Source organism: Limimaricola variabilis (genome assembly GCF_034371605.1).
GTDB lineage: Bacteria > Pseudomonadota > Alphaproteobacteria > Rhodobacterales > Rhodobacteraceae > Limimaricola > Limimaricola variabilis.
In genome coordinates, this window is sequence record NZ_CP139691.1 from 1,933,608 (window position 1) to 1,951,268 (window position 17,661).

Here is a 17,661-nt window from a genome sequence, read left to right on the forward strand (position 1 = left end):
CCCCCCTCCGGGGCCGGCGATCCGGCCCCGGAGGGAGGGATTGTATCCTAATTGTCGCAATCCTGTTGCAGGATAGGTCGACGTCCGGTGCAGCCCCGTGGCGTCGTCTTTACGAGTTCTGCCCTTTGACGCGTGCCGTGGAAGTCCCCCCGGGGCTTCCACGTGCGCGTCAGGGCAGCTCGACCGAGGGGATGATCGGGAAGAACACCCCGCCCGAGCGCACCCCGAACCAGTCCTCGCCCTCATGCGGCGCCGTCTCGCCCAGCTCGACCAGTCGGTAGAAGCTCTTGCGGTCGATCAGCGCCTCGAGGCCCGAGCGGATCTCGACATAGGGGGCGGGCTCTCCGGTGGCGGCGTCGCGCACCACCCGGATCGGATGCTCCGGCCCGGCCAGCGCCGACTCGCCCAGATTGGTGGTGAAGCGCAGGTCATAGCCGTCGCGCGCGACGTCGACCGCGACGAAGGGCGCGTCCTCGACGACGATGCCGACCTTCTCGACCGGGGTAACGAGGAAATGGCGGTCCTGCTCGCGCTTGAGGATCGAGGCGAAGAGCTTGACCATCCGCTCGCGCCCGATCGGCGTGCCCTCGTGGAACCAGGTGCCGTCGCGGGCGATGCGGATGTCGATCTCGCCGCAATAGGGCGGGTTCCACAGATGCACCGGCGCCGGTCCCCGTGCGCCTGCCTTTCCGGCCGCGGATGCGAGGCTTTCCGCCGATGGTGCGGCCGATCCCTCACCGTTCTTTGTGTTTGCCATCCCTACCCGTCACGGTATCTGCTGAGACCGCGATAGTAGATCAGGACGGGAAGGCTGTCATGCCCGAGCAGATGAACGACACCGATCTCCTTGCCGGGATCGAGGCGCTGGGCGACCGGCTGGCCCTGGCCCGCGACAGCGTGGCGCGGCGCTTCGTCGGCCAGGAGCGGGTGGTTGAGCTGACGCTGTCGGCGCTGCTCTGCGGTGGCCATGCGCTGCTCGTGGGCCTGCCCGGTCTGGGCAAGACCCGGCTGGTCGAGGCGCTATCGACGGTGATGGGGCTCGACGGCAACCGCATCCAGTTCACCCCCGACCTGATGCCCGCCGACATCCTCGGCTCCGAGGTGCTCGAGACTGGCGCCGACGGCTCGCGCGCCTTCCGTTTCATCGAGGGGCCGGTGTTCTGCCAGCTGCTGATGGCCGACGAGATCAACCGCGCCAGCCCGCGCACCCAGTCGGCGCTGCTGCAGGCGATGCAGGAGCGCGAGGTGACCATCGCCGGGCAGCACCGCCGGCTCGGACCGCCCTTCCACGTGCTGGCGACCCAGAACCCGCTGGAGCAGGAGGGCACCTACCCGCTGCCCGAGGCGCAGCTGGACCGGTTCCTGTTCCAGATCGACGTGCCCTACCCCGACCGCGATACCGAGCGGGCGATCCTGCTGGCCACCACCGGCATCGAGGAGGCCGAGGCGCAGGCGGTGTTCTCCGCCAGCGAGCTGATCGATGCCCAGCGCCTGCTGCGCCGGATGCCGGTGGGCGAGAACGTCATGGAGCTGATCCTCGACCTCGTCCGCGCCTGCCGTCCCGACGGGGCCGAGGCCTTGTCCGAGATCCGCGAGTCGGTGAGCTGGGGCCCCGGGCCGCGCGCCGCGCAGGCGCTGATGCTCGCGGTACGCGCCGAAGCGCTGCTCGACGGGCGGTTGGCGCCGGGGCCGCAGGACGTGGCCCGGCTCGCCGTGCCGGTGCTGGAGCATCGCATGGCGCTCGGCTTCGCGGCCCGCGCGCGGGGCGAGACCCTGCCCGGGCTGATCGAGCGCGCGGCGGCGCAGGTGACGCGGGTCGAGGCGGCGGCGTGACCGCCGCGGCGGCCCCGGACAGCACGACGCTCGGTCTCCGGAGCCGGGCCGAACACCTCGCCGCTCCGCTGCCGCCGCTGCTCGCGGAGGCCGAACAGCTCGCCCGCACGGTGCTGATGGGCGAGCATGGCCGCAGGCGCGCCGGCGCCGGCAGCAATTTCTGGCAATATCGGGCGGCGCAGCCGCACGACACCGCGCGCGCCATCGACTGGCGTCGCTCCGGCCGTGCCGACCAGACCTTCGTGCAGGAGAAGGAATGGCAGATCGCCCAGAGCGTCGCGCTGTGGGTCGATGACGGCGCGGCGATGCGCTTTGCCTCGACCGCCAAGCTGGCGCCCAAGGGCGACCGGGCGCGGCTGGTGGCGCTGGCGCTGGCGGTGCTGCTGACCCGGGGCGGCGAGCGGGTCGGCCTCGCCGATGCCCGACTGCCGCCGCGCCGCGGCGCGGGCCAGCTGACCCGGCTCGCCGCGCTGCTGTCGCAGGATGCGGAGGGCGATCACGGCGTCCCGCGGGCGCGCGACCTCGCGCCGCGCTCCCGCGCGGTCCTGGTCTCGGATTTTCTCGGCCCGGTCGAGCCGGTCGAGGCGATGCTGACCGAAGCGGCCGATCGCGGCGTGCAGGGCGCGCTGCTGCAGGTGCTCGACCCGGCCGAGGAGGCGTTTCCCTATGATGGCCGCACGATCTTCGAAAGCATGACCGGCGCGCTGCGCCACGAGACGCTGAAGGCAGGCGATCTGCGCGACCGCTATCTCGAGCGGCTGGCCCAGCGCCGCGACCGGCTGGCAGGCCTCGCGCGGCTCACCGGTTGGCAGTTCTCCACCCATCGCACCGATACGAGCGCCGCCGCCGCGCTGCTGTGGCTCTACGCGGCGCTGGAGCGGCGCTGATGTGGAGCCTCGGCCCTGTCGGTTTTCTCTCGCCCTGGCTGCTGGCCGGGCTGGTGCTGCTGCCGGTGCTGTGGCTGATCCTGCGCGCGGTGCCGCCGGCGCCGCTGCGCCGCCGCTTCCCCGGCGTGGCGCTGCTGCTGGGGCTCGACGACCGCGAGAACCAGTCCGACCGCACGCCCTGGTGGCTGCTGCTGCTGCGCATCCTCGCCGTCGCCGCCGCGATCATCGGCTTCGCCGGGCCGGTGCTGAACCCCGCCGAGCGCCCGGCGCCGGGCAGCGGGCCGCTCCTGGTCGTGGCGGACGGCACATGGGCCGACGCCCGTGACTGGCCGGTGCGGATCGAGCGGATCGAGGCGCTGCTCTCTGAAGCGCGCCGCGCCGGTCGTCCCGCCGCCGTCGCGATGCTGACCGACCTGCCCAACGAAATCCGCTTCGATCCGGCCGAGGCGGTGCTTGGCACCCTGCCCGGCCTCGCCCCGAAACCGTGGGAGCCCGATCCGCAGGCCCTCTCGGCGTGGAGCGACGGGCTGGAAGGCCGGTTCGAGACCGTCTGGCTGTCGGACGGCCTCGCCCGCGAAGGGCGCGAGGACCTGCTGGCGGCGCTCGAATCCCATGGCGAGGTGCGGGTGATCCAGACCCCGCGCCGGATCCTCGCGCTGCGCCCACCGGTGCTCGACGGCGCCGAGATCGCGCTCGAGGCGGTCCGGACCCCGACCGGCGGCGCGGCGCAGGCCGATGTGGCGGCGCATGGCCTCGACCCCGCCGGGGTCGAGCGGCGGCTGGCCACCGCGACCCTCGATTTCGCCCCGGGCGAGGCGGTCGCGCGCGCTGCCCTGTCGCTGCCGCCCGAGCTGCGCAACCGTGTGACCCGCTTCGAGATCGAGACCGCGCGCTCCGCCGCCGCCGTCGCCCTCACCGACGACGCGCTGCGGCGCCGCGAGGTCGGGCTGGTGGAGAGCCGCGCGGCACGCGAGGCCGGCGCGCTGCTCTCGCCGCTGCACTACCTGCGCGTGGCGCTCGTGCCGCAGGCGGACCTCGTCTCGGGCGATCTCGCGACGCTGATCCCCGCCAATCCGGACGTGATCGTGCTGGCCGATGCCGGCAGCCTGCCGCCCGCCGAGGCTGAGGCCCTGCAAGATTGGGTCGAGGCGGGCGGGCTGCTGCTGCGGTTCGCGGGCCCCCGTCTTGCCGCGTCGGACGCCGGGCGCGCCGGGGACGATCCGCTGATGCCGGTGCGGCTGCGTGCCGGCGGCCGTTCGGTCGGTGGCACGATGAGCTGGGGCGAGCCCAAGACCATCGCCCCCTTCGACACCGACAGCCCGTTCCACGGTCTGGCCGTGCCCGGGGACGTCACCGTGCGGGCGCAGGTCGTGGCCCAGCCCGGCCCCGAGCTCGCCGCGCGTGTCATCGCGCAGCTTTCGGATGGCACGCCGCTGGTCACCCGCAAGGAGCAGGGCGACGGGCAGGTCGTGCTGTTCCACGTCACCGCCAATGCCGAGTGGTCGTCGCTGCCGCTCTCGGGGCTGTTCGTGTCGATGCTCGAACGTCTCGCCATTTCGGCCCGTACCGAGGCCGACGCGGCCGCCGATCTCGCCGGCACCAGCTGGCAGCCGGCCGAGCTTCTGGACGCGCAGGGCCGGCTGACTGCCACTGACACCCGCGCCGCCGTGGCCGGCGAAGACCTGGCCCGCGGAGAGCTCGGCCCCGAGCTGCCGCCAGGCCTCTACGAAGGCGAGGCCGGGCGCTTCGCGCTCAACGTCACGCAGGCCGACACCACCCTCGCCCCGGCCCGCTGGCCGGCCCGGATTGCGGTCGAGGGGCTCGATCGTCCGGCGGAACGTCCGCTCGGCGGCGCGCTGCTGGCGCTGGCCGTGGCGCTCATGGCGCTCGACACGCTGGCCTCGCTCGCGGTCGGCGGGCGGCTGCGCCCCGACGTCGCCCTGCTGCTGCTGGCGTTGCTGCTGCCGCCCGTCTCTGAGGCGCAGGCGCAGGCAGGCGCGCCGGCCGAGGCGCGGATGGATCCCGGCGTCGAGGCCTTCGCCCAGGCGGCCACCGGCTCGGTGGTACTTGGCCATGTGCTCTCGGGTGACCCGCAGGTCGACGAGATCGCCCGCGCCGGGCTCGAGGGGCTGGGCCGGACGCTGTGGCAGCGCACCTCGGTCGAACCCGCCGCGCCGATGGCCGTCGACCCCGAGACCGACGAACTGGCCTTCTTCCCCCTTCTCTACTGGCCGGTCACCGCCGAGACCCCGATCCCCTCCGGCGCGGCCTATGACAAGCTCAATGCCTATCTGCGCGGTGGCGGCATGATCGTGTTCGACACCCGCGATGCAGGCATCGCCGGGCTCGGCACGACCACGCCCGAAGGGCAGCGACTGCAGGCGATCGCCCGGCCGCTCGACATTCCGCCGCTCTCGCCGGTGCCGGAGGATCACGTGCTCACCCGCACCTTCTACCTGCTGCAGGATTTCCCCGGCCGCCATCAGGGCCGCGCCGTCTGGGTCGAAGCCGCCCCCGACGAGGAACCGACGCCGGGCATGCCGTTCCGCAATCTCAACGACAACGTCACGCCGGTGGTGATCGGCGGCAATGACTGGGCCTCGGCCTGGGCGATGGACGAGATCGGCATGCCGCTCTACCCGGTCGGGCGCGGCATGGCGGGCGAGCGCCAGCGCGAGATGGCGTTCCGCTTCGGGGTGAACCTGGTGATGCATGTGCTGACCGGCAACTACAAATCCGATCAGGTGCACGTGCCGGCGCTGCTCGAAAGGCTCGGCCAGTGAACGGCACGGTGATCTTCGACCCGCTCCTGCCCTGGCCTGCGCTGGCGGCGCTGGCAACGCTTACTGTTATTGCGGCGGCTCTGGCGCTGTGGCGCGGCCTGCCGGGCTGGTGGCTCCGGGTGCTGGCGGGGCTGGCGCTGATCCTCGGCCTGTCGAACCCGGCGCTCCGGCGCGAGGAACGCCAGCCGCTGTCTGACATCGTGGTGGCCGTCGTCGACGAAAGCGCGAGCCAGGGCCTGTCGGACCGCCCGGCGCAGGCCGAGGCGGCGCTCGAGGATCTGCGCCGCAAGGTCGCGGCGCGCGAGAACACCGAACTGCGCGTGGTGCGGCTGGGCGACGCGCCGGAGGATGGCGGCACGCAACTCATGGGCGCGCTGTCCGAGGCGCTGGCCGAGGAACCGGCGGGCCGGGTCGCGGGAATCGTGATGCTGACCGACGGAAGGCTGCACGACGCGGCGCGTGCCCCAGATCTGCCGGCGCCTGCGCATGTGCTGCTGACCGGTCGGGAAAGCGACTGGGACCGTCGGCTGGTGGTGCGCAACGCCCCCGCCTTCGCCATTCTGGGCGAGGAGGTCGAGCTGACGCTGCGGGTCGAGGACAGCGGCGCCGCTCCGGCCTCCGGCGGCACCGTGCCGTTGACCATCGCCGTCGATGGCGGCGAGCCGATGCGCTTCGAGGTGCCGCTCGGTCGCGACATCCGCCTGCCGGTGGCGCTGCCGCATGGCGGCATGAACGTGCTGCAATTCGCCACGCCCGAGGTCGAGGGCGAACTGACCGCGCGCAACAACCAGAGCGTCGTGCAGATCAACGGCGTGCGGGATCGCCTGCGGGTGCTGCTGGTCTCGGGCGAGCCCTATGCGGGCGAACGGACATGGCGCAACCTGCTGAAATCCGACCCCTCGGTCGATCTCGTGCATTTCACCATTCTGCGCCCGCCCGAAAAGCAGGACGGCGTGCCGGTCGAGGAGCTGTCGCTGATCGCCTTTCCGACCCGCGAACTGTTCATCGAGAAGATCGACGAGTTCGACCTGATCGTCTTCGACCGCTACCGCCGGCGGGGCATCCTGCCCTCGGAGTATTTCGCCAATGTCGCCCGCTACGTCGAGGAGGGCGGCGCGGTGTTGGTCACGGCCGGGCCGGAATATGCGGGCGTCGACAGCATCTTCCGCAGCCCGCTGGGCTTCGTGCTGCCGGGCGCGCCCAGCGCCCGGGTGGTCGAACGGGCCTTCCGCCCCGAGCTGACCGAGCTTGGTGCGCGCCACCCGGTCACCGCCGGGCTCGCAGATCCCTGGCTCGATGCCGAGGACGCGCCGCTTGAGCCGCATTGGGGCCGCTGGTTCAGACAGGTGCAGATCGACCCGACCCAGAGCGCCACGGTGGCGCTCACCGGGCCCGGCGGGCCGCTTCTGGCGCTCGACCGCGTCGGCGACGGGCGCGTGGCGTTGCTGGCTTCCGACCAGGTCTGGCTCTGGGGCCGGGGCTATGATGGCGGCGGGCCGCAGCTCGATCTGCTGCGCCGGCTGGCGCATTGGATGATGAAGGAGCCGGAGCTTGAAGAAGAAGCGCTCTGGGCCGAGCCCTCGGGGCTGACCATGCGGATCGTGCGCCGGTCGCTGGCCGAGGAGATCGGCCCGGTCAGCGTGACCGGCCCCGATGGCGGCGAGACCGAAGTGCTGCTCGATGAAACCGAGCCGGGCCGGTTCGAGGCGATCTGGGCCGCGCCGATGATGGGACTCTACCGGCTTTCGGAGGGGGACCAGTCAGCGGTGATCGCCCTCGGCCCCGCCGCCCCGCGCGAATTCGAGGAGACCATCGCCGATGGCGCGGCGCTGGAGGAGATCGTCGCCCCCGCACGCGGCGGCATCAAGGCGATCGAAGAGGGTCTGCCCGCCCTGCGCGAGGTCCGGCCGGGCCGCCCGGCCGCCGGGCGCGGCTGGATCGGGATCACCCCGCGTGGTGCCTACCGTACCCTCGACCTCACCGTGATCCCGCTGGTTCCGGCCTGGGCGATGCTGCTCCTGGCGGCGGCGCTCATGATCGGCGCGTGGCTGCGCGAGGCGCGGCGCTAGGCGGGGCTGACCAGATGTCGTGAGTGACGGCGGATCGGTTGGCGCCGCTGCCGTCTCGCCGACAGGATGGCACGTTCGAAGCCCGCTCAGCCCTGCTCCAGAAGCACCGCGCGCGGGACGGAGGCGAATTCCCGGCTCCACAGCAGCCACAGCACCGCCGTCATCGCCAGCACCAGCGCCCAGCCCCCCAAGAGCCAGGCCACGGCGCCCAGCGCAAAATACATCGCCCTGAGGCCGCGATTGAAGTTCCAGGCGGCGCGGATGTTCAGCTCCGCCGCCTGCATCGCGCGCGGCAGCGCGCGCGGGTCGCTCGCCTCGTTGGGCACCGAGGCCATCAGCACCGAGCAATAGCCGAAGATCCGGTGCGCCCAGACGAATTTGAGAAAGGCGTGGGTCAGCAGCAGCGCCACCGGCAGCAGCTTGATCTGCCACAGCACAGCGGGCTGGCGCCCCTGCCCGAACCCCTCGGCCACGCCCTGCAGCGGTTCGGTGTTGCCGATCAATGCAAGAACCCCGCCCACGGCCAGAAGGCAGGTCGAGGCGAAAAACGATGTGCCCTGCCGCAGGCTGCTCATGATCGTCGCATCAAAGATCCGGTTGCCGCGCTGCACGAAGGCCCGCATCCATTCGCGCCGATGCTCGGCCATCAGCACCGTCACCGAGGGCCGTCGGCCCGGGTGTTCGATCCGCCAGCCGATCGCCTAATAGCCCAGCCACAGGAGGGCGAGGCCCAGAAGGTCGAGAGGCGTCAGATGCGGCAGGCTGTCGAGCGGGTTCATGCTGCGCAACCTAGCCGGGGCGTGAAGCGCTTGCCATGGGGGAGGTTTGGTTATATTTCTTTACCAATCCGCGAAGCCTCCCTTGCGGCACAGGAGATGTTCCATGCAGATGCCATCCCCCGACGCCAAAATCATGGCGAAGAAGGCACAGGTCGTGCAGCGCCTGACCGAGGTCCTGGGGGCGCGTGGCGTGATCCACGACCCGGCCGAGACCCGCGCCTATGAGTGCGATGCGCTGACCGCCTATCGCTGCCCGCCGCTCTGCGTCGTGCTGCCCGCCACCACCGAGGAAGTCTCGGCGGCGCTCAGGGTGTGCCACGAGGAAAACGTGCCGGTGGTGCCGCGCGGCTCGGGCACCTCGCTCGCCGGTGGCGCGTTGCCCACCGCCGATTCGGTGATCCTCGGCGTCTCGCGGATGAACCGGGTGCTGGAGATCGACACAGATGACCGGATCATCCGGGTCCAGACCGGGCGCACCAATCTGAGCGTGACGGGCGCGGTCGAGGAGTTGGGCTTCTTCTATGCCCCCGACCCGTCGAGCCAGCTCGCCTGCGCGATCGCCGGCAACATCGCGATGAATTCGGGCGGCGCGCATTGCCTGAAATACGGGGTGACGACCAACAACCTGCTCGGCGTGACCATGGTCCAGATGGACGGCACCGTGATCGAGATCGGCGGCGCGCATATGGATGCGGGCGGGCTCGACCTGCTGGGCGTGATCTGCGGATCAGAGGGCCAGCTCGGCGTCGTAACCGAGGCCACATTGCGGATCCTGCCCAAGCCCGAAGGCGCGCTGCCGGTGATGATGGGCTATGACAGCGCCGAGGCGGCGGGTGCCTGCGTGGCCGACATCATCAAGGCCGGCGTGCTGCCTGTCGCCATCGAATACATGGACCGCCCCTGCATCCGCGCCTGCGAGGCCTTTGCCAAGGCGGGTTACCCCGATTGCGAGGCGCTGCTGATCGTCGAGGTCGAGGGCTCGGCCGACGAGATCAGTTACCAGCTCGACACCATCCTGAAGATCGCCCGCGACCACGACCCCGTGGAAATCCGCGCGGCGCAGGACTCCGACGAGGCGGCGCGGATCTGGCTGGGGCGCAAATCGGCTTTCGGCGCGATGGGGCAAATCAATGACTACATGTGCCTCGACGGCACGATTCCGGTCTCGGCCCTGCCTGAGGTACTTAAGCGCATCGGCGAGCTCAGCGACCAGTATGGCCTCGGCGTCGCGAACGTGTTCCACGCTGGCGACGGCAACATGCATCCGCTGATCCTGTTCGATGCGAACAAGGAGGGCGACCTGGAGAAATGCGAGGAGATGGGCGCCGACATCCTGCGGCTCTGCGTCGAGGTGGGCGGCTGCCTCACCGGCGAGCACGGGGTCGGCGTCGAGAAGCGCGACCTGATGAGCGTGCAGTTCGCCCGCGAGGATCTCGAGGCGCAGATGAAGGTGAAGGACGTGTTCGACCCGAAATGGCTCCTCAACCCGGCCAAGGTCTTTCCGCTCGACGTCAGCGAAGGGCGGCGGGCATGATCCGGCCGGCATCCGAGGCCGAGCTGGCCGAGGCGGTGCGCGCGGCGCACGGACCGATCTCGGTACGTGGCGGCGGCACGCGCGGCCCCCTGCCCGCGGGCGAGGCGCTGACCACCTCGGGCCTGACCGGCATCACCCTGCACGACCCGGCGGCGCTGACGCTGGTGGCGCGGGCCGGCACCCCGGTCGAAGAGATCGAGGCGGCGCTGGCCGAGGCGAACCAGCGCCTCGCCTTCGAGCCGATGGACCATCGCGGCCTCCTGGGCACGACCGGCACGCCGACCATCGGCGGCGTCGTCGCGGCCAACGTCTCGGGGCCACGCCGGATGCAGGTGGGGGCCGCGCGCGATCACCTGCTCGGGCTGCGCTTCGTCGATGGCGAAGGGACCATCGTCAAGAATGGCGGCCGGGTGATGAAGAACGTCACCGGCTACGACCTCGCCCGGCTGGTCGCCGGCAGCCGTGGCGCGCTTGGCGTGATCACCGAGGTTGCCCTCAAGGTGCTGCCCGGCACCGAGAACTGCGCCAACCTCGTGGCCCGCGGGCTCGACGACGCCGCAGCGGTGCGCGCCATGTCGGCGGCGCTCGGCACGCCCTTCGAGGTGTCCGGCGCGGCGCATGACCCGCATGCCGAGGGCGGGCCGCGCACCGTGCTCAGGATCGAGGGCTTCGCGCCATCCGTCGCCTATCGCTGCAAGGCGCTGGCCGAGCGGCTGGCAGCGCATGGCGGCTGGAAGATCGAGACCGACCGCGAGGCGGTGCGGGCCGAATGGCGCGGCATCCGCGACGTCGCCCCCTTCCACGGAGAGCAAGGCGATGTCTGGCGCGTTTCGGTGCGGCCAAGCCAGGCCGCCGACCTCGTCGCCAGAGCCGGAGCCAAGCGCGCCTTCTACGACTGGGGCGGCGGGCTGATCTGGCTGCTGACTGCGGAAGGCGACGATCTGCGCGCGAAGCTCGGCCGCTATGACGGCCATGCGACGCTCCTGCGCGCCACGCCCGAGACCCATGCAAAGCTTCACACGCTCCAGCCCGAGCCGCTGGCGCTGCAGGCGCTGACCCGCGGCCTGCGCGAGACATTCGACCCGCGCGGCATCCTCGCCGCCTGACGGAGACCCCATGCAGACCAATTTCACGCCTGCGCAGCTGCGCGATCCCAAGACCGCCGAGGCCAATGCGATCCTGCGCTCCTGCGTGCATTGCGGCTTCTGCACCGCGACCTGCCCGACCTACCAGGTGCTGGGTGACGAGCTGGATTCACCGCGCGGCCGGATCTACCTGATCAAGGACATGCTCGAGAACGAGCGCATCCCCGACGACAAGACGGTCACCCATCTCGACCGCTGCCTCGGTTGCCTCGCCTGCATGACGACCTGTCCCTCGGGCGTGCATTACGGTCACCTGATCGACCAGGCACGCGGCTATATCGAGAAGAACTACGAACGCCCGCCGATGGACCGGTTCCTGCGTTGGGTGCTGTCGCGGATCCTGCCCTATCCGGGCCGGTTCCGGCTGGCGCTGCTCGCGGCCCGGATCGGCAAGCCCTTCAAGGGGCTGATGCCGGACAAGCGGCTGCGCGCGATGCTCGAGATGGCGCCCGCCAAGCTTCCGCCGGTGTCGCGCAACGACGACCCGCAGGTGTTTCCGGCCAAGGGCGAGCGGCGAATGCGCGTCGGCCTGTCGATCGGCTGCGCCCAGCGCGCTCTGGACACGGATATCAACGACTCGACGATCCGGCTTCTCACCCGGCTCGGCTGCGAGGTGGTGATCCCCGAGGGCGTCGGCTGCTGCGGCGCGCTGACCGAGCATATGGGCAAGCACGACGAGGCGCGCGGCACCGCGGCCAAGCTGATCCGCTCCATGGCCTCGATCGAGGGGCTCGACGCGGTGGTGATCAACACCTCCGGCTGCGGCACCACGATGAAGGATTACGGCCACATGTTCGCGGGCCACGAGCTGGAGGCCGAAGCCACGAGGATCGGCGGGCTGTGCCGCGACGTGACCGAGGTCGTGGCCGAGCTGGGCCTGCCTCAGCTGGTCAAGGCCGAACCGGTGCGCGTTGCCTATCATGCCGCCTGCTCGCTGCAGCACGGCCAGAAGCTCAAGGCCGGACCGAAGGCGCTGCTGAAGCAGGTCGGCTTCGAGGTGCTGGAGCCGGCGGACAGCCATCTGTGCTGCGGCTCGGCGGGCACCTACAACCTGATGCAGCCCGAGATTTCGGCCGAACTGCGCAACCGCAAGGTCGAGACGCTCGAGGTGCTGAAACCGCAGCTGATCGCCGCCGGCAATATCGGCTGCATGATGCAGATCGGCCGTGGCACCGACATCCCGGTGGTGCATTCGGTGCAGCTTCTCGATTGGGCGACGGGGGGTCCACAACCGTCCGCGATTTCGGAACAATTCGCTTGATGGGGCTTTGAAGCGGTCGCGCGCTGTCCTAGTCTCGCGCATGGGTCGCACGCTTTCTGAGCGACCATGACGGGAGGAGTGATGCGCCAAGCCATCGCGATCGCCTTGCTGGTACTGGTGGCGCTGTCGCTGCCGGTGCGCGCCGACCGGCACGATCTCGTGGAGATGGTGACCGGCGACGACGCCCGCGGCTGGGAGGGCGTGGGCCGGCTCGACCTCGGCGGGCGCGGTTTCTGTACCGGAGCGCTGATCGCGCCGGACCTCGTGCTCACCGCGGCGCATTGCCTCTATGACCGCGACAGCGGCGCCCGCATCGACCCCACCGAGATCGAGTTCAAGGCCGGGATGCGCAACGGTCGGGCGCTGGCCTATCGCGGCGTGCGCCGGGCGCTGCAGCCCGAGGGCTACGCCTTCACCGGCGCGGGCTCAGGCGCGGCCAGCCCCGAGGACGTGGCATTGCTGGAACTGGCCCAGCCGATCCGCTCCGCCCGCATCGCCCCCTTCGAGACGGTGCGCGGCATCGCAGCGGGCGCGCAGGTGGGCGTCGTCTCCTACGCGCATGACCGCGCCGAGGCGCCTTCTCTGCAGGAGACCTGCGACGTGCTCGGCGAGGAGAACGGCTTGCTGGTGATGGGCTGCGACGTCGATTACGGCTCTTCCGGATCGCCGGTCTTCAGCTTCGAGAACGGCGTGGCCCGGATCGTGTCGGTGATCTCGGCCAAGGCCGAGATGGATGGCCGCAACGTCGCCATCGGCGTGGCGCTCGACCGCCCCCTGCCCGACCTGCGGGCGCGCATGGCGCAGCGGGTCGGCGCCTTCGGCGGGCTGTCCTCCAACCAGGTCCGGGTGGTCGGCGCGGGACAGCGCACCGAGACCGGCGCGCGCTTCGTGCGCCCCTGATTTCGCCCGCAAAATCCCGCCAAGCGGGACTTGAAACCCCGAAAACTCTCCCCCACATCCCTGTCACGGAGCGCCGATCCGGGCTCCGCAAAACACGGCCTGTCCCACCCGGGAAGGCCACCACGACGTTATCGCTTGAGACAGAGGATGACCAACATGCGTACGTTCGATCTTGCCCCGCTCTACCGTGCCACCGTGGGCTTCGATCAGGTCGCCGACCTGATGGACCGCGTGCTCGCCGGTGAGACCGCCACGAATAACTATCCGCCCTACAACATCGAAAAGACCGACGAGAGTGCCTGGCGCATCTCGATCGCCGTCGCCGGCTTCGGTGCCGACGACCTCGCCGTCGAGGTCCGCGAGAACGCGTTGATCGTCACCGCCCGCAAGTCGGAGGATGATCAGGAAGGCCGCACCTTCCTGCATCGCGGCATCGCGACGCGCGCCTTCGAGCGCCGCTTCCACCTCGCCGACCATGTGAAGGTGACGGGCGCCAGCCACCTCGACGGCATGCTGCACATCGACCTGGTGCGCGAGGTCCCGGAGGCGCTGAAGCCGCGCCGCATCGAGATTTCGAGCCAGAAGCCGCAGAATGCCAATCTGATCGAGGAGAAGTCGGTCAACTGATCGGCCGGAACTCCAGCCGGCCGTGCAGGGTACGGCCGGCCGGTGAGGCGCCGGTCGCAACCGTGCCGTGCGAGGGCGCGGGTCCGAAAGGGCCCGCGCCTTTCATGTCATGCGCGCCGGTTCAGAACCGCAGCGTGTAGTTGTCGCCGACATCCGGCTTGGCTTCGCGCACCGCCTTGGCCTTGGCGATCTGGAACAGGAAGGCCGCCGAGCTGGTGGTGGTCGTCCAGATCTCTGCCTCGCGCAGCCGCAGGCACAAAAGCCGCACATCCGGATCGTCGCGCCCGTCGTCGAACCAGCTTGCCGCGACCCCGTTCCAGACCTCGTCGAGCTTGGCCTTGTCATGGCTCAGCTCCAGCGTGCCATGGGCGTGGGCATAGAGCCCGTGCTTGTCCGAGGAGACCGAGAACAGCGCATCGCGCGGTCCCGCCTCGACGGCATTGGTCAGCTCCTCGCCATGCGCGGCGATGAACCACAGGCACCCGGCCTCGGCGTCGACGTGATGGCTCATCGGCACCAGCCGGTCGGTGCCCTTGATGCCGACCATGCCGGCGCGCAGATCGGCCAGCCGGTCCCAGAACTGCTTCACGCGCTGTTCGTTGCTTTGCTCGCTCATGTCTCGTCCCAATCTCTGGACGGGCGGCCACGATGCCGCCGCCCGCTTCGAGACCGCAACGATGCGAAGCAGACGCGGTTCCGTCAGTGCGCGAGCGCCCAGTTCGGCCCCTGCCCGGCCTCGGCGGCGAGATGCACGTCGAGATGCACCGCCGGATGGGCCGCCCCCTCCATCACCTCGCGGGCGATGGGAATCAGCGTCTCGGCCTCGGCCTCGTCCACCTCGAACAGCAATTCGTCGTGGACCTGCAGCAGCATCCGCGCCGAGGGCACGGAGGCGATGGCCTCGTCCATGCGGATCATCGCGCGGCGGATGATGTCGGCCGCGGTGCCCTGGATCGGCGCGTTGATCGCGGCGCGCTTGGCAAAGCCCGCGCCGGGACCCTTGGCGTTGATCTCGGGCGTGTTGATCCGCCGCCCGAACAGCGTCTGCACGTGGCCATTGGCCTTCGCGAAGGCCGTGGTCTCGTCCATGTAGGCGCGGATACCGGGGAAGCGCTCGAAGTAACGGTCGATGAAGCCCTGTGCCTGATCGCGTGGGATCCGCAGGTTGCGGGCGAGGCCGAAACCCGAGATGCCGTAGATCACCCCGAAATTGATCGCCTTGGCCTGGCGGCGAATCTCGGGCGTCATCTCGTCGAGCGGCACGTTGAACATCTCGGACGCGGTGGCGGCGTGGATGTCCTGCCCCTCCCGGAACGCCTGCTTGAGCGCCTCGATATCGGCCATGTGGGCGAGGATGCGCAGTTCGATCTGGGAGTAGTCGAGCGAGACGAGCGTGCGGCCCTTCGGCGCGACGAAGGCCTCGCGAATGCGGCGGCCCTCCTCGGTACGGATCGGGATGTTCTGCAGGTTCGGGTCGGTCGAGGCGAGACGGCCGGTGTTGGCGCCTGCGATCGAATAGGAGGTGTGCACCCGCCCGGTCTCGGGATGGATGTGTTCCTGCAGGCTGTCGGTATAGGTCGATTTCAGCTTCGAGATCTGCCGCCAGTCGAGCACGAGGCGCGGCAGCTCGTGCTCGGTGGCGAGATCTTCGAGGATGTCGGCGCCGGTGGCATAGGCGCCGGTCTTGCCCTTCTTGCCGCCGGGCAGACCGAGATCGTCGAACAGGATCTCGCCCAGCTGCTTGGGGGAACCCACGTTGAAGGGCCGCCCGGCCTTGGCGTGGATCTCCGCCTCCAGCCCCGCCATCTTCTGCGCGAAGGCATTGGACATGCGCGACAGCACCTCGCGGTCGACCTGCACGCCCGCCCGCTCCATCCGCGCCAGAACCGGTACCAGCGGGCGCTCCAGCGTCTCGTAGACGGTGGTGACGCGGGTCTTGTGCAGCTCAGGCTTGAAGCGCTTCCACAGGCGCAGCGTGATGTCGGCGTCCTCGGCGGCGTATTTCACCGCCTCTTCGATGCCGACGCGGTCGAAGGTCACGGCGGATTTGCCGGTGCCGATCACCTGCTTGATCGGGATCGGCAGGTGGCCGAGGTAACGCTCGGACAGGGTGTCCATGCCGTGATTGTGCAGCCCCGCATGCATCGCGTAGCTCAGCAGCATCGTGTCGTCGAAGGGGGCCACGTCGATCCCGAGACCGGCGAAGATCTTCAGGTCGTACTTCATGTTCTGGCCGATCTTGAGGATCGAGGAATCCTCCAGCACCGGCTTCAGCATCGCCAGCGCCTCCTCCATCGGCATCTGCCCCGCGCAGAGCTGGGCACCCCCGAACAGATCGTCGCCGCCCTCACTGTGGCACAGCGGAATGTAGCAGGCATGGCCCGGCGTCAGCGCCAGCGAGATGCCGACGAGCTCGGCACGCATCTCGTCGAGGCTCGTCGTTTCGGTGTCGACGGCGACATGGCCCAGCTCGTAGATCGCATCGATCCAGAGCTGCAGTTCGTCACGCGTCGTCACCTTGTGATAGGCGGCGTGATCGAACGGCGCCTCGGGCTCGGGCGCGGCCTCCTCGGCGGCGGCGGGGGCCGTCTCGGGCACGGCGGGCGCCTCGGTCCCGAGCTTTTCGGCCACGCGGCGGGTGATTGTGCGGAACTCCATCTCGGCGAGGAAGCCCAGCAGCACCTCGGGGTCCGGCTCGCGGATCTCCAGATCGTCGAGCGTGAAATCGAGCGGGCAGTCGCAATCGAGCGCGACGAGCTGCTTGGACAGGCGGATCTGCTTCTCGTGCTCGATCAGGGTCTGGCGGCGCTTGGGCTGCTTGATTTCACCCGCGCGCTCGAGAAGCGTCTCGAGATCGCCGAACTCGTTGATCAAGAGCGCGGCGGTCTTGATGCCGATGCCCGGCGCGCCCGGCACGTTGTCGACCGAATCGCCCGCGAGCGCCTGCACGTCGACCACACGGTCGGGCCAGACGCCGAACTTCTCGAACACGCCGTCGCGGTCGATGCGGCGGTTCTTCATCGGATCGAGCATCTCCACCCCGTCGCCGACCAGCTGCATCAAGTCCTTGTCCGAGGAGATGATCGTGACCCGCCCGCCCGCGTCGCGCGCCTGGCATGACAGCGCGGCGATGATGTCGTCGGCCTCGAAGCCTTCCTTTTCCTTGCAGGCGATGTTGAACGCCTCGGTGGCGCGCCGGGTCAGCGGGATCTGCGGGCGCAGATCCTCGGGCATTGCCTCGCGGTTGGCCTTGTAGAGATCGTAGAGATCGTTGCGGAAGGTGTGCGAGCCCTTGTCGAAGATCACCGCGATATGGGTGGCGGCGTCGGGGCCGGTGTTGCCGTCGATATAGCGCTGCAGCATGTTGACGAAGCCCGAGACCGCGCCGACCGGCAGCCCGTCGGACTTGCGCGTCAGCGGCGGCAGCGCGTGGTAGGCGCGGAAAATGAAGGCCGAGCCGTCGATCAGGTGCAGGTGGCACCCTTTGCCGAATTGCGTCATGCCCGCGTCCCCTCTTGCGATGTCGCGTGTCTGTCTAGCCGAAACCTTGCCGGGTTTCGGAGAAATTTCGTCGGTACTGTCCGGGAGTGGCCCGCCTCAGCGGGTCTCGTTCTCCTGCCCCGAGCGGTCCTGCCCGCGGGTGATCTCATCGAGCCCCTCGGCGCCCTTCTCGGCGTACTCGCGATGGATGTAGCGGGCATCGCAGTAGGAGCAGTCGACCCAGCCGGTGTCGTGCGGGATCATCAGCCAGACGCGGGGGTGGCCGAGACCCGCGCTGCCGCCGTCGCAGGCGATGCGCCAGGTGTCGACGATCTTGGTCTCGGGCGCGGGAAGTGTCATGAG

13 protein-coding genes and 1 pseudogene are annotated in these 17,661 nt (G+C 70.0%); 9 read left to right on the forward strand and 5 right to left on the reverse strand.

The annotated features are described in order from the left end of the window. Positions 1–169: 169 nt before the first annotated feature. Entirely contained in the window at positions 170–757 is a 588-nt protein-coding gene (locus T8T21_RS09615) for a DUF1285 domain-containing protein (protein ID WP_322335434.1), read from the reverse strand. A 59-nt stretch (positions 758–816) separates the two neighbouring features. On the opposite strand from T8T21_RS09615, the gene T8T21_RS09620 reads away from it, so the two are divergent. The 4 genes from T8T21_RS09620 to T8T21_RS09635 are packed head-to-tail and all read left to right on the forward strand — an operon-like array spanning position 817 to position 7,572. Further along, complete coding sequence (locus T8T21_RS09620) at positions 817–1,833, forward strand: AAA family ATPase (RefSeq protein WP_246391269.1); 1,017 nt, start codon at positions 817–819, stop codon at positions 1,831–1,833. Further along, positions 1,830–2,720, forward strand: coding sequence for a DUF58 domain-containing protein (locus tag T8T21_RS09625; protein WP_322335435.1), 891 nt, complete (start codon positions 1,830–1,832; stop codon positions 2,718–2,720). The genes T8T21_RS09620 and T8T21_RS09625 overlap by 4 nt, the downstream gene beginning before the upstream one ends. Then, on the forward strand, positions 2,720–5,503 hold the full coding sequence (locus T8T21_RS09630) for a DUF4159 domain-containing protein (RefSeq protein ID WP_322335436.1): 2,784 nt from the start codon (positions 2,720–2,722) through the stop codon (positions 5,501–5,503). The genes T8T21_RS09625 and T8T21_RS09630 overlap by 1 nt, the downstream gene beginning before the upstream one ends. Then, positions 5,500–7,572: a hypothetical protein gene (locus tag T8T21_RS09635; RefSeq protein WP_322335437.1), complete on the forward strand. Its 2,073-nt coding sequence runs from the start codon at positions 5,500–5,502 to the stop codon at positions 7,570–7,572. Before T8T21_RS09630 ends, T8T21_RS09635 begins: the two co-directional genes overlap by 4 nt. 86 nt (positions 7,573–7,658) lie before the next feature. Here the strand turns inward: T8T21_RS09635 and T8T21_RS09640 are convergent, their stop codons facing one another. Further along, on the reverse strand, positions 7,659–8,219 hold the full coding sequence (locus T8T21_RS09640) for a DUF599 domain-containing protein (protein WP_322335438.1): 561 nt from the start codon (positions 8,217–8,219) through the stop codon (positions 7,659–7,661). A gap of 235 nt (positions 8,220–8,454) precedes the next feature. Here T8T21_RS09640 and T8T21_RS09645 point away from each other — a divergent pair, with 235 nt between their 5' ends. From T8T21_RS09645 to T8T21_RS09665, 5 genes are all read left to right on the forward strand, one after another. Beyond that, positions 8,455–9,885 carry an FAD-linked oxidase C-terminal domain-containing protein gene (locus tag T8T21_RS09645; protein ID WP_183473420.1) on the forward strand — a complete coding sequence of 477 codons (1,431 nt, stop codon included), beginning with the start codon at positions 8,455–8,457 and terminating at the stop codon, positions 9,883–9,885. Beyond that, complete coding sequence (locus tag T8T21_RS09650) at positions 9,882–10,991, forward strand: FAD-binding protein (RefSeq protein WP_322335439.1); 1,110 nt, start codon at positions 9,882–9,884, stop codon at positions 10,989–10,991. The genes T8T21_RS09645 and T8T21_RS09650 overlap by 4 nt, the downstream gene beginning before the upstream one ends. Before the next feature lie 10 nt (positions 10,992–11,001). After that, positions 11,002–12,291 carry a glycolate oxidase subunit GlcF gene (glcF, locus tag T8T21_RS09655; RefSeq protein ID WP_322335440.1) on the forward strand — a complete coding sequence of 430 codons (1,290 nt, stop codon included), beginning with the start codon at positions 11,002–11,004 and terminating at the stop codon, positions 12,289–12,291. 81 nt (positions 12,292–12,372) lie between these two features. Next, on the forward strand, positions 12,373–13,191 hold the full coding sequence (locus tag T8T21_RS09660; RefSeq protein WP_183473411.1) for a trypsin-like serine peptidase: 819 nt from the start codon (positions 12,373–12,375) through the stop codon (positions 13,189–13,191). A gap of 156 nt (positions 13,192–13,347) precedes the next feature. Then, on the forward strand, positions 13,348–13,818 hold the full coding sequence (locus T8T21_RS09665; protein WP_183473408.1) for an Hsp20 family protein: 471 nt from the start codon (positions 13,348–13,350) through the stop codon (positions 13,816–13,818). Between the two features lie 121 nt (positions 13,819–13,939). On the opposite strand, the gene T8T21_RS09670 is transcribed toward T8T21_RS09665, so the two are convergent. From T8T21_RS09670 to T8T21_RS09680, 3 genes and pseudogenes are all read right to left on the reverse strand, one after another. Then, a complete protein-coding gene (locus T8T21_RS09670) occupies positions 13,940–14,434 on the reverse strand; it encodes a pyridoxamine 5'-phosphate oxidase family protein (RefSeq protein WP_183473405.1) in 495 nt (164 codons plus the stop codon). An 83-nt stretch (positions 14,435–14,517) separates the two neighbouring features. Beyond that, complete coding sequence (polA, locus tag T8T21_RS09675) at positions 14,518–17,319, reverse strand: DNA polymerase I (RefSeq protein ID WP_322335441.1); 2,802 nt, start codon at positions 17,317–17,319, stop codon at positions 14,518–14,520. Between the two features lie 165 nt (positions 17,320–17,484). Beyond that, a pseudogene (locus T8T21_RS09680) lies at positions 17,485–17,658 on the reverse strand (zinc-finger domain-containing protein); the annotation flags it as partial. Positions 17,659–17,661 lie beyond the last annotated feature (3 nt).

What these genes read in the sequence shown, in the direction of transcription:
- T8T21_RS09670 (WP_183473405.1), bottom strand. Translation starts at nt 14,434, where the DNA reads ATGAGCGAGCAAAGCAACGAACAGCGCGTGAAGCAGTTCTGGGACCGG.
- T8T21_RS09640 (WP_322335438.1), bottom strand. Translation starts at nt 8,219, where the DNA reads ATGGCCGAGCATCGGCGCGAATGGATGCGGGCCTTCGTGCAGCGCGGC.
- T8T21_RS09665 (WP_183473408.1), top strand. Translation starts at nt 13,348, where the DNA reads ATGCGTACGTTCGATCTTGCCCCGCTCTACCGTGCCACCGTGGGCTTC.
- T8T21_RS09645 (WP_183473420.1), top strand. Translation starts at nt 8,455, where the DNA reads ATGCAGATGCCATCCCCCGACGCCAAAATCATGGCGAAGAAGGCACAG.
- T8T21_RS09660 (WP_183473411.1), top strand. Translation starts at nt 12,373, where the DNA reads ATGCGCCAAGCCATCGCGATCGCCTTGCTGGTACTGGTGGCGCTGTCG.
- T8T21_RS09630 (WP_322335436.1), top strand. Translation starts at nt 2,720, where the DNA reads ATGTGGAGCCTCGGCCCTGTCGGTTTTCTCTCGCCCTGGCTGCTGGCC.
- polA (WP_322335441.1), bottom strand. Translation starts at nt 17,319, where the DNA reads ATGACGCAATTCGGCAAAGGGTGCCACCTGCACCTGATCGACGGCTCG.
- glcF (WP_322335440.1), top strand. Translation starts at nt 11,002, where the DNA reads ATGCAGACCAATTTCACGCCTGCGCAGCTGCGCGATCCCAAGACCGCC.
- T8T21_RS09615 (WP_322335434.1), bottom strand. Translation starts at nt 757, where the DNA reads ATGGCAAACACAAAGAACGGTGAGGGATCGGCCGCACCATCGGCGGAA.
- T8T21_RS09620 (WP_246391269.1), top strand. Translation starts at nt 817, where the DNA reads ATGCCCGAGCAGATGAACGACACCGATCTCCTTGCCGGGATCGAGGCG.
- T8T21_RS09650 (WP_322335439.1), top strand. Translation starts at nt 9,882, where the DNA reads ATGATCCGGCCGGCATCCGAGGCCGAGCTGGCCGAGGCGGTGCGCGCG.